The organism is Paenibacillus contaminans, assembly GCF_003285015.1.
Classification (GTDB): domain Bacteria; phylum Bacillota; class Bacilli; order Paenibacillales; family NBRC-103111; genus Paenibacillus_V; species Paenibacillus_V contaminans.
Window position 1 is genome coordinate 22,164 of record NZ_QMFB01000051.1, and the last position, 12,696, is coordinate 34,859.

A 12,696-nucleotide genomic window follows, 5' to 3' on the forward strand; every position below is an offset into this window, starting at 1 on the left:
TCCCATTCCGCACTGCGTGCGACTCCCCGCGCGCATCGCCGTCCTCAAAACCGGCAGCCTTTATTTCCGCACGCTGCTATGCGTTAAAGGAATGCGGAACGCCGCCCCCTCCGCCACATCGTACAAATAACCTTCGCCGAGATCGCTCGGGTTCGCGTATGCGCGAATCGTCGTTATACGGCCGATGTTTATGCTGTAACGGCCGCCGCCGAGCTCCGCAGCGCCGCAAATGCGGTATGCCGCATTGCGCACACCGTCGTTCGCGACGATAATCATCGCGCCTTGCAGCTGCGAGAGATCGACGCCGACGGCATTCATCTCAACGATCAATTCGTTCCGCACGGATAATTCCCGCGTAAAATCGAAAACCGTTCCGGTCAGCGCCGCCGCTTGCCCGGAATCCGGCTCGCCTATCGGAGCGAAAACCGTCCCGTCGTGGACGTAACGGTACGTCTCCCGGCCGTTCCGCTCGCTGTAAACGCCGAACGATCCCTTAAAGCGAAGCATGCCGCCGACGACGTATTTGATCGAAGGGTCGAGGCTGCTCGCGATCGTATCGACGCGGCCGTCGGCCAATGCGACCCGAACCGCCACGGCATCGGCTCCCGATACGGGAACACCGTTTGCGGTCATTCCAGCCGGCTCGATCGAGGAGACGAACCGTTCTCCTTTATAAGTTTCGATGACGGACGTAAAAGAGCTTTCCAGATCGGACCCTGTCCGCTTCGCCAGCATATACCGGAGGGAAGACGGGTTGCCCGGCTTGTTGCGCGGCGGCATGCCGTCGGCAAGCGCCACCTCGTCCAGCTCGCCGAGCATCGTCAGCCTTACGTGAACATCCGTTGGCGCACCCTCTCCGGCGCCGTATACGTTCCACGTATCCTTCAGCTTCCAGTCGACGCTGAACGCAGCCCCGGGCTGGCGGTCGCGGTCGACGTTTCTCAGCCAATGATAACCGCTGCCCCGATAGTTCCAGCCTTCGATATCGTCCGCCCGGACGCCGAACGGTACGTCTGGACCTGCGTAAGTACCCTCGTATACGCCTGATTCGTCCGCCTGCCGCGACATGCTCAGCCCCGCCGTCGTAACCTCCGCGTCCGCGCCGTGAAAGCTGAAGCAATGCTCGCTGCCTCCTTTAACGCGAAAAATGTCCACGGCGTACGAGTTAACCTCATCCGCACGAATCATGGCCGTCATTCGGCGGTAAAGACGGGTCTGCGGGTATACAAGCGGCGCCTCGACATCGATAAGCTGCACGGCGCCGCTATCGTCAAAATGATGAGGCAAACCGACCCATTGCGGCGATTGCTTGCGCTTGTCGACGACGACGGTATTATGGCTGACCGTATTGATCACCCATTGCGCGCGATGCATATCCACGTCGTCCGCAAACTCCGGATAGCCGAGATCCGGGGTTACATCCAGCCCGAACCCGTGCATGCCGATCTGCAGCGTATCGAAATGTCCATGGCCCGTATTGCGGCCGTAGTACATCCAAACATCCCGCAGCGTATTCGCTTCGCCGTTTCCCGCCGCAACACGCTCCGCACCAGCGCTAGCGCCAGCCTCGGTCTCGCACAGGGAGCCGAAGCCCGAACCGGAGCTATAGCCGTCGCGCAGCGCGGCAAGGCCGTAGCCGGTTTCATTGCCGCTATCCATCGCTAGCGTACCATGAGCGGCAACCGCTTGGCGTATCGCCTCGGCGATTTGCTCCGGCTCTTCGGCGAATATGTTCCGGTGTATGCCGTCCGCCGAATCGCCGTTCAATTTGTATGCCCACTGCGCGAACAACGGATCGCCGTATTTATCGAATCCCTTAAGTACGTCGGACATTCTCGCCCCGATGCCCGGTTTGCCCGTGCTGCCGGTATCGCCGGTGTTATTCGTGTATCGCTCGATAAAAATTTGCGGCAGCAGCGCGTAAAACATGCCGCGGAATTTTACGTTCCGGTATAAATCCGCCTCGGGGTATTTGTCGTAACCGTCCAAAATATCCGCCGTTTCCTGATGCTCGGTCAGCCATAGCGCATTGTAGCCCGGCGACGCCTCATCGCCGTTGCCGTCCCGGTCGACCAGACAAACGAGCGAGTTGAATACGTTGCCGCCGGTTACCCGCCATGGATCGGACTCCAAGCCTCCCGTTTGAAAGACGAAATCGAGCCATTCCTTCGTCTCCGGCATCGTATCGTAGACGACAGCCGCCATCGCCAGCGCGCTTTGATGCATGCCGTCATTGCCGTGAACCTGCGCATTTCGAACGGCCGGGAACACCTGCTTGACGATGCCGTCCTCGATATTGCGGCGGATCGCGTCCCCGCTCGTTTTCGGGTTCGCCAGCTTGCAGGACGCCGCCTTCCGGCTTAAGAACGCTACCGTTTCCGGATCGTCCGCAGCGGGATAAAACGCATCGTACGCCCGCAGCAAATCTTTAATGAGGAACGTTTCCCATATGTTCCCTATCACTTTGCCTTGGCCCGTCAAGCCATGAGAGTTCAAGAACGATTTGGCGTCGTGCCAAGATATGTCCATATCGGGGTACACATCCGCGATCCGGTCGAGCAGCACAAGACCGGATCGTGCGTATTTCGCGTCGCCCGTGTATAGATACGCATCGCGCAAATGATTGACAGCCTCGTTCAGCAGTCCGTCCGCTCCAAACCATAATATCCAGTGAACATAATAAGCGATGAACGTGTACCGGACGCCGTTCTCGTCCACCCATCCGAAACCGTCGTCAACGCCCCAGTCCGGCCCTTTTTCCGGATAAAGCGTATTGACAAGCAAGCAACGGTCCGCTAATCCGGGCTGAAAAATTCCGTGCACGTCAAGCCCGCTCGCGTAATACGCGCCGAAATCGTTGGATGGGAACGTATAACCGCTCGACGGATCGACGATTTTCCAAGGCTCGTTAAGCGGATCTCCGCGATACGGATAGTTCCCGTAAGCATCGATGCCGCGGCCTGTAATCGGGCTTCCCATTGCTTGATTCACGCCGTAGCTTCGCGGGAGCGTCTGCGCCGGCACGGCGGACCAGAGCGCATCCAATCCGAAGGCGGCATATCGCTCCGCTTTGCTTACGGCGGAGTCGCGCAAGCCTGCTGCCCATCCGTAATTCCGTACATTTTTACGCGCCGCCGCCACCTTCTCGGACGTATACAGCGAAGATCGCTTTTTCGCGCACGTTATATGGCCGCGCATCGCTTCTGCCGGCACCTCGCCGGATTGGCCATCCGATACCGGAAGCCGACTGTCAGACTGCCCGGAACCGCCTTCATCCTTCTTATTATGCAGCATGATCCCCACGCCACCTCCAGCGCCTTATTATCCGTTCATCCTTTGTTCAATCACATCCGGATACAGCTTCATCCCATCCATACATGCCGATGCACCGAGAAACTGTCGCCAGGCTTGATGTCCGTATAAACGTCCTTCCCGTCGAATTCGAACCGTTTTTTGCCGGCGAGCGCATGTTTTTTCTCTATCGCTTCCCAATTCGCGTCCAGCAAAAAAAGCGTCATTTCGGACTGGAACGATAGCTTCCGCCCCTCGATCGTTACGTCGCGCATCATGTACGTAGAAGGCTTCGCATAGTCGGGAGCGTCGAGGAAAGCGACTCTCCCTTCCAGCTCGGAAGCGGCGATCGATTCGTCGGCAGAAAGCTCGATCGAAACCCGTCCGGTTACATAATCGGCATCCGCAACCGCGCCCGTGAGGGAGGTGCCGTTTCGAGCCACGCGGAAATCTCCCGCTTCCACCCGGCTAACCCCGACAGCTTCGGCTTTCTCCAGCTTATCCCCGTCATAACGAAGCAGCAGCGCACGCGCATCGCTCGAGAAGCTGCGGCCCGCCGAATCCAAAAAGCTGACGGGCTCCGTATCTTCGCGGTTTGCGATTACGACATCCCGCCTGCCGTCCTCGAAAACGATTTCGATGCCGACCGCTCGGAATTGTCCCGGCCCCTTGGACAAATCCAGCACCGGCTCCTCACCCGATGCGCGCCGCGCTTCCCCGGCCAAATCCGTCCGCTTTAACGGACGTACCTCGCGGATAAAGCTCTTTGCTTCAAACGGCTCAAGCACGGTAACGAAGCTGGCAGCGTGAATGTCTGCATGCTCATCCCGGTCGCGCCACATGACGAACGGGAGCCAGGACGACTTGCCCGTTTCCTCGCCTCCACGCTCGCCCAATGCGCACACGAGCTCCCGCTCCGATTCCCCTTCGTCGGGAACGGCATGAAAACGCAGCGACGCATGCTTGTAGCCGAACGTCCAGGAGAACGACCGATCGGGCTTCGCCTTTTTCCATGCCTTCATCCATCCATAACCCGGTTGGCTGTACAGCTCCACCTCCGGCCCCGCCATCGTTCCTTCAAGCGTTTTCCACCGCTCGCCGGAAATGCCGTCGAATTGGAGGCCGTCAAGCGGCAAATCCAATCCAATCGTATTATAATCGAACGTAGTTCCGCCCCGGGCAAAGTTGACGTCCACAACATACGCATCCTCGCCGTTCGGCGCAGTCACGAGCCAGCACCAGCGTTCCATATGGCTCCCCGGATAAGCGACGGTGTTTTCCATCCCCGATCCCTGCAGCAGTTTGCCTTCGTAATGGCATTTCAGCCTGGAGTAGGACGGCTTCTGGTTTTGCCCGTCTTTTACGACAATCGTGCAAGCGGCGGAATGAACCTCCCATCCCTGAAATTTGGGACTAATCCACGTGAACGGATATCTACCGGCCCCGGAAAGCAAATGGTATCCGTAAGCGCCTATCCATAACCCAAGCTTATCGCCATGCTCGTGGGCGGCGGTAGGTTGACCGTATAACACCACATGCTTGCGGTTCCGCGCATTCGTCCCCGCCCGCAATATGCTCGTTTCGGAATCCTGCAGCAGACAGGATTTTTGTCCCCGTTCGGAAGTTATACCGTACGAATCGTATTCGGACCGATCCCTCGCCGTGGCGAGCAGCAAAAGCGCGTTGTTCAAATAAGTGTCCTTCGCGCTCCGGAGCCTGTAGGCTTCCAGCTCTTCGTTTAGAAAATGACTCAGGATCGGTGCGATATCCGCTCTCAATGACGGCATCCTGTCGAAGGCGATTTCCATCACCGGATTATAATCGAAAGCGCCGTTCCTGCGTCCTTCCGCAAGCGGCTCCTCGTTGTCGCCGCTCGTATCGCCGAACATCGGCGTCAGCCCGCCGAACTGGAGCTGGAAATACAGGTTGCCGATCTGTGCGATCCCGTACCTGCGGTCTTCGAACATATCGATGCCGTCCGGAAAATAAGATCCGTCCTCGAACCTGTAGTTGTTGTTCGCCATCAAGAGCATTTGCTTGCAAATATGACCGATATATTGCGGCGAATCGTATGCGTACCGGCCGTCGCGAAAAAAGCTGTTTCTGATTTTGGACTGCAGGCTGTAAGGCCCTTCGTTAAGCACATATTGCATAAGCGGTCCGCTTCCCATGAAAGAGGCGATCATCAATTGCAGATGAATGTAACGCATCGACCAATCGGAACGCTTGTTTTTTTCAAGCTCGCATGAATAAAGCAAATAGGGAAGCATCCCGTATACAGCTTTTTTAACGCAAAACGGTTCGCTCCGCTCGCCGCGGTCCGGTCCCGGCAAAGAAGCGAAGCATTCCTGCAGCCTCGAACTTAACCCGTCGATTTCATCGTACAAGAGATCCGCCGCTTCCAAAAGGTTGGACATCCAAGAGGATTCCGTCGTCGAAGGTTCGGCGATATTTACCGTATCCGAATATGTACCGTCGCCGTAGTTGCCATTCATATACGGAAGCAGCTCCGCAATGCGGCCGATCAATAGGAGCGCCTTGCAGGCATATTCGCTTCGGCCGGTCAGCACGAAAGCGTACGCCAGGTTGTTGATCGCTCCCGCATATTTTTTGCCGCTCGTCTCCGGACAAACGGTCTTGTCTTCGAGTACCGGACAATACGGGCTTCCCAGAAGCATGGATAGCAGGAACAGCCGGTAGGATGCGGTAAACATATAGCGGACTCCCGGGTTCGGAAATCCGTCGGGAGCCATAAAGCCTTCCCCGCCGTCATGGAACTCGAGCTCCTCGCCCGTTCCCGGATTCGTAAGCTTCATCCCGTTCCGCCACCAAACGCCGGTCGCCGGATTGTAGTACTCATACGGCCTTTCCAGACACACTTGAAAAGCGCTGCGATTGCCTTCGTGCAGAGGATCGCCGAAATATTGCCCGGGGGTCAGCGCCCTTGGGTTGCCGTCAGGCACCAGAGCCAGCAGCTCCTCATCCGATTTCGCAGCCCAATAATCCGCCGTTTCCAGCACCGCTTCCTTTATTTTGCGGCCCCACGTGGTATGCTCCGCCTGATGCCGGGCACGCTCCGCATCCTGCCGCCCGATCCGGATCGTAAATCCGCGCTTCTTGGAAACGATCCATCCAGGCCGCGGTTCCGGGCAGCTCTGCCTCTTCCATTGCGTATAAGCAATTTCGCTTTCACGGGCGGCCTTATCGGTCAAAGACGCGATTGCCTCTTCCGGCATGCCGTTCACGAACAGCAAATCGCCCGCCCCTTGAGCGATCACCGCAGTGTCTCCCGGCAACCCCGACCAGCGGTATTCCGTTTGCTTGGCCCCTTCCGCCGCTTTATGAAAAAAATTAAAGCCGACGATTCTCCGTTCCGCAAGCGTTTGCCCGAGCATGGACAGAGGAAAAAACAGCCGGAAGCGTGTCCGCCTGTCATCGCCGCTTTTTTCCAAATGAATAAGGTTCCGTTCCTCCGCCTCCTCCCACATATAACGATATCTTTCGGCCTTAAGCAGGCCGTCGCCGCCGACCTGAATCATGAAAGCATTATGAGGCCTGCGCCCGGAATGAGCCGGGTCGAACAGCAGCGTGAACGAATGCCTTGCTTCGGGAGCGCCGTGAACAAAACCGAAGTCGATATGCAGATTGCCGTCATCCGTATACATGCGGAAATCCGTCCCGCACTCGGAAGCCCGATTCGAATAACCGGCGTAAAACCGGGTTTCGGCTGCGATGCCCAAACCGGCCGCCTTTTCATATACCTTATATACCGGGTAAGCATAACGCTTGTCAGACACGGTTCATGTCCCTCCCTATTGTCGCAGCTCCATTACCTGCTCTCTGCAGCAAGTAAACGCCGCATGTCAGGCCTCTCTGCGTCAAACCTAGCCTTTTACGGCTCCGACGAGCTGTCCGTGTATGAAAAATTTCTGCACGAACGGATAGATTACGATGATCGGCAAAATCGTCAGCATAAGCGCGGCCATCTTCAGGTTGTTCGGATGGATCGTCGTTTCCTCGTTGATAAGCGCTTTCTGCGTTTCCGAGTCGATCAGCGCCGAGTTGATCAATATTTCTCTTAGCTGAAACTGCAGCGTCCACATCGTCTTCTCGCGGATGAAAATCAGAACCCCGAACCATTCGTTCCAATAAGCTACCGCGCTGAACACGACGAACGCCATGGCCATCGGCATCACGAGCGGTAAAATGATATTGATCAAAATGCGCATCTCGCTTGCTCCGTCGATTTCCGCCGATTCCATCAGCTCCTGCGGCAGTTGGTTGATCTGATTGCGGAATACGATAATATAAAACACGTTGATGACGCCGGGAAGAATAAGCGCCCAATACGTATTGTTCAATCCGATTTTATTGACGAGCAAATAAAACGGAATGAGTCCCCCGCTAAAATAAAGCGGAATAATCAGAACGATAAACAGGAAGCCGCGCCCGATCAAATGCTTATGCGCCATCACGTAGCCGGCCGAGAGCGACAAGACGATAACAAGAGCCGTGTTAACTACGGTCAGAAATGCGGTATTCATAAAGGTTCGCAAAAACTGTTTGCTGTACGCCAGCTTATGGTAAGCCTCGATATTAAAGCCTTTCGGCCATAAACCGATCTTTCCGATCGCCGCCGCCTGGTAGCTGCTGAGCGAAATCGCGATCGCGTTAATGAACGGAACGAGTATGGAAATACAGAACACAATAAATAATATTACGTTGAATATATCGAAAACACGTCCGGCAGTAGTCCGGTGCAGCATGCTTTTCTCTCCCTTCCGTCAATAAAGTCCCATGCCCACCAGCTTTTTCGACACTTTGTTCGCGGTAATCAGCATTAGGAAGCCAAGGATGCTTTGAACGAAGCCGATGGCGGTCGTGAGGCTGTATTGCGACTTCTCCAAGCCGATGCGGTACACGTAGGTGCTGATAACGTCGGAGACGTCGAGTACGATCGGGTTCTGCATCACGAACATACGATCGAAGCCGATTTCGAACATATTCGACAGCCTTAGAAGCAGCAGCAGGATGATCATCGGTACCATCCCCGGCAGCGTAATATGCCAAATTTGCCGGAGCCGGCTGGCGCCGTCGACCTTCGCCGCTTCGTACAAGCTGGAATCGATGCCCGCGATAACCGCAAAATACAAAATAGCGGACCAGCCGACGTCTTTCCATATCCCCGCCGATACGACGATGCCGCGGAACAGCTCCTTCTCCGTCATAAAATAGATGGGCTCGATGCCGAACAAGCCGAGCATGGCGTTAAATAGCCCGTCATTAGGCGACAAAATTTGGTAAAACACCCCCGCTACGACAACCCATGACAGGAAGTGTGGCAAATACGATATCGTTTGCGTCACCCGCTTGAACATGCCGTTCGTCAGCTCGTTGGCCAGAATGGCGAATACGATCGGGGCGGAAAAGCCGAATATCAAATCGTAAAAATTGATGATCAGCGTATTTCGCATGACCTGCCAAAACGTTTCGTCCGTCAGAAAATGAACGATATGCTTCATCCCGACCCATGGACTCCCGGTTATGCCGCGAAACGGAGAAAAATCCTGGAACGATATCGTAATCCCGTACATCGGAATATATTTGAAGACAAGCAGCAGCAGCAAAGTCGGCGCCAAAATCAAATACAGGGCGAATACGGTTTTCTTGTATACCCGCCGTTTGGTCCGAATAGCGGGCCGTTTGCCGTTTGTTCTAGGCTCTGCTGTTATGCTCACGGTTTAGCCCTCCTCTTTCCTCTCGAATGCGTTTGCAAGAATAATGGGCGCCTCCGGCTATAGCTCAAACCGGAGGCGCCAGGGCCGAATTCTACCAATCGACCTCTTTAACGCCAAGCTTCCGCAGTTGATCTTTGTTCGCGTTCATGTACTTCGTATATTCGTCATAAATGAAGCCGTATTTTTTCTTGTACTCCTCGACCTTCTGATCGAACTGCTGCATCGTGATTTTGCCCATGATCGCTTCGACGGTAGCTTGCGAAATAAACTGGTTCGATTCCGTCCTTTTGGCGGCCGTATCCGCAGGCAGCTTCACGAACGGCTCCAGCGGCAAGCCGGTCTGTTTTGCCGTTTCTTCCAGTTTCTTCATGCCGTCGATCCGTCTGTTGAATTCATCCTTGTTCATGACTTTCTCTGCGGCAGCGATGCTGGATTCCTTCCTGTCGTTGAAGCCGAAAATAATGCCCAAATGCAGTCTGTAGTATTTGTCCTTATTGGCCAGACCCTGATTTTCGATCGGCGTCTTCTTGCCGTTCTCCATCTTGTAGTCTTCGCCCTCTTTGCCCCAGAAAATCGCTTCGTGCAGCTTATCCGAAGCGAAGCCTTCGATGACTTTCCATGCCCGGTCCTTGTCCTTTGCCTTGGCGGAAATATAAAGGCCGTGGCCCGTGATCGGATACGCCAGCTTAGGCTGCACATATTTGACGTCCTTCAGCACGGTAGGATACTGCTTGAGCGGCGGCGCGAACTGGGACTCTTTATGCTGATCCTCGGGCAGCTTCGGCGTTCCGGTTGGAATGAGCTGATCCGCCGTATTTACGTTAAGCAGCACGTTCCGGTTTTTCAATTTATCCGCGTACTTCGCCGTATCTGTCGTTGCGAATTCTTTGTCAAGTATGCCTTCGTCATACAACTGCTTCATCACTTCGACAGCCGCTTTATACTCCGGCAGCGTAAATGTGCTTACCGCTTTCCCGCCTTCGATCCGGTACGTAAACGGCTTTGCCCCGTACCAATAGAAGAACGGCACGCCGGCATACGTGATCGCCATCTCGTTAACGACACGGTTCGCAAGCGGAATGGAATCCGGCTCCGCCTTTTTGATTTTGCGCAGCAGCTCGATCCATTCCTCAACCGTTTCCGGCATTTTGCCGTCATTGTATTTGACTACGAGATCGTACCGCACGATTACGCCGTCGCCTTGCGGCACCGAAGACCAAGACATCGGGATGCGGTAATAATGGCCGCTTTCGGATTTCGCCATCTCCATCATTTCCGGCGTAATATACTTCTGAACGACAGGCGACTTGTCATAATAGGATTTCAAATCAATGAAAGCGCCTTCATCCGCACGCTGATAAGCTTCATCCGGATAAATCGTATGCACGATGTCGGGCAAATTGCCGGAGGAGAGCATCAGATTGAATTTTGTCTTGAAGTCCGCATAGTTGGGCACCTCAAGCTCAAGATCGACGTTCGCATATTCCTTGACGACGTTGATATACGGATTGTCGTTCGGGTTGACGCCCTCCGGATGCGGAATGCCGGAGTTGGTCATGAACATCTTCATGTTCAGCTTCTTCTCCTCGACCTTCGGAGACGCCGAGGCTGAAGGCGAGCCCGGTGACGACGGCGCCGGATCTTTACTCCCGGAACAGCCTGCCACGACTACGCTCGACATTAAGACGGCGGAAACCATTGCTGTAATCGCTTTCTTCTTTCTCATCAAACGACACGCTCCTTTTTGATCTTTGAATGCGCTCTCTATTATTCTTGGAGTCTACTGTCATCATAGAACAAAAAAGCCGCCGTGAGAGGTCACGATCATCCTGAATGAAGAGCACGATATCATGATTTTTCGGATAGCCGTCCCAGTTTTTTTCGGACGATTTTTACCCTTTCTGCGGACGATTATTCACCTTGGCGTTCCTCCGCAAGCGGAAAGCGCAGCACGATCGACGTTCCCTCGCCCGGCTTGCTGCGAATGTCGATGCTCGCATCTTCACCGTAGCGCGCACTTATCATCCGATTCACGTAGCCGATGCCGATACCCATTCCGCTTTTGCGCCTTTCGCCCGATTCGGAGGCGAATAGCTGACGGATTTCTTCCTCGCTCATTCCGGTTCCGTTATCGTTTACTTCGACACGAATATGCTTCTCGCCGTCGAGTGCGGCCTTCACCTCGATTCTGCCGTCATCGCCGAGTCCGTGATACAGCGCATTTTCCACAAGGGGCTGCAAAATAAACCGGGGAATCGGGACCTCCATAAGACCGTCCTCGGTGCGGATGTCGATTTCGAATTGAAAATCGTAGCGAATTTGCTGCAAGGCCACATAATCGTTCAAAAGGGCGATTTCTTGCCCGACGGTTGCCGTGCCCCCTTTTCCCATATTGTAATAAAGCACTTTGTTTAACGTCGTAACGAGCCGTTCGATTTCTTCCTGCGAATTCAGCCGGGCCAGCCAGCGAACCGTATCCAGCGTATTATGAATAAAATGCGGGTTGATCTGGAACATCAGCTTCTCCACTTCCAGCTGCGCCTTCAGTTTCTCGTTCCGCTTGACCTCCTGCAGAAGCTGCCAAATACGTTGGCGCATCTCCTCGAAACGGTCCAGCACGTAATCGAATTCGGCTATCCGCGGATATTTCAACAAGGAATGGAAGCCGCTGATCTGAAGCAGACGGATTTCCTTATTGAAGCCGGAAAGCGGCTTGTATACCGTTCTCCACAGCATCGAGGCGAAGCCGAGCGCTACGGCCAAAGACACCATTCCGAAGATCGCGAACTGGCGCAGCCAGCTGTATTTCTCCCTGTCGTAATCCTTCTTCGGGATGATCGCGGCCCATGTCCATTCTCCCGTTTTCTCGGTAAACAAGTAGCTGCTGCGCGTTTCCTGGGGATGCTTGCTCGATACCTCCGGAGCGAACTCCGTTCCCAAAGCAAATTCTTCATCGTTTTCACTGTAGGCGATACGATTGCTGTCGTCTGACATCAAATAAGCCATCGGCATGCCGGGCTGACTCGCCCCTAAAACATGTGATACTAGATTAGGATTGGTTTCAACGTAAACATGCAAATTTCCATACCCGGGAATGAAAATCCGCCGGTCGACGGATAAAACGAGCGAATCAGACGTAGGGGAAAGCGACTTATGGAGGGCATGGTACGTAATCCCACTAAACGAGTAAAGCTTCGAGAGCTCGCCCGGATCAATCTCGGTAGTATTGTTGTTAACTTTAAATGCTATTTTGTTCGTATCCGAGAAATAATAATGGATAAGCCCGACATTCGGGTTTGTATACGTGATCAGATTGATGTAATTATGAATCGACTGCTCAAAAATATATTTCTCATAGACGTCCTCGGACGACAAGTATGATTTCAGCTCAATGCCGACCCCGCCTTCGAACGAAAGCTGCATAGCCACATGGTTCAGGCTTTGAATTTCCTTGTCCAGCGAGAAAGCGGTTTGCTCCATTTGGCTGCGCACGCCGTTCAACACCTTGTTGTCCAGCATCGAAGCGATCGTATAATACGAAACGTAGCCGATCAAAATTAGCGGAACGAGCGAGCTCAGCAGCAGAACGGCAATCACTCTGCTTCTGAGCGTGTAGAATAAATACGGCCTCATGCGGGAAGCGGACATTTCGGAACGTTTTGTCATG

6 protein-coding genes are annotated in these 12,696 nt (G+C 54.3%); all 6 read right to left on the bottom strand.

All coding sequences use genetic code 11. The features are described 5' to 3' along the window. Positions 1–60: 60 nt before the first annotated feature. Positions 61–3,294, bottom strand: a complete 3,234-nt coding sequence (locus tag DQG23_RS39700; protein WP_113036601.1) for a heparinase II/III domain-containing protein — start codon at positions 3,292–3,294, stop codon at positions 61–63. A 68-nt stretch (positions 3,295–3,362) separates the two neighbouring features. Further along, positions 3,363–7,088, bottom strand: a complete 3,726-nt coding sequence (locus DQG23_RS39705) for a hypothetical protein (protein WP_113036602.1) — start codon at positions 7,086–7,088, stop codon at positions 3,363–3,365. Between the two features lie 87 nt (positions 7,089–7,175). Next, on the bottom strand, positions 7,176–8,057 hold the full coding sequence (locus tag DQG23_RS39710) for a carbohydrate ABC transporter permease (protein ID WP_113036603.1): 882 nt from the start codon (positions 8,055–8,057) through the stop codon (positions 7,176–7,178). Positions 8,058–8,075: 18 nt separating this feature from the next. Further along, complete coding sequence (locus DQG23_RS39715; RefSeq protein ID WP_113036604.1) at positions 8,076–9,029, bottom strand: ABC transporter permease; 954 nt, start codon at positions 9,027–9,029, stop codon at positions 8,076–8,078. Between the two features lie 91 nt (positions 9,030–9,120). Then, on the bottom strand, positions 9,121–10,755 hold the full coding sequence (locus DQG23_RS39720) for an extracellular solute-binding protein (protein WP_113036605.1): 1,635 nt from the start codon (positions 10,753–10,755) through the stop codon (positions 9,121–9,123). A gap of 185 nt (positions 10,756–10,940) precedes the next feature. Continuing rightward, positions 10,941–12,695, bottom strand: coding sequence for a sensor histidine kinase (locus DQG23_RS39725; RefSeq protein WP_113036606.1), 1,755 nt, complete (start codon positions 12,693–12,695; stop codon positions 10,941–10,943). Position 12,696 lies beyond the last annotated feature (1 nt).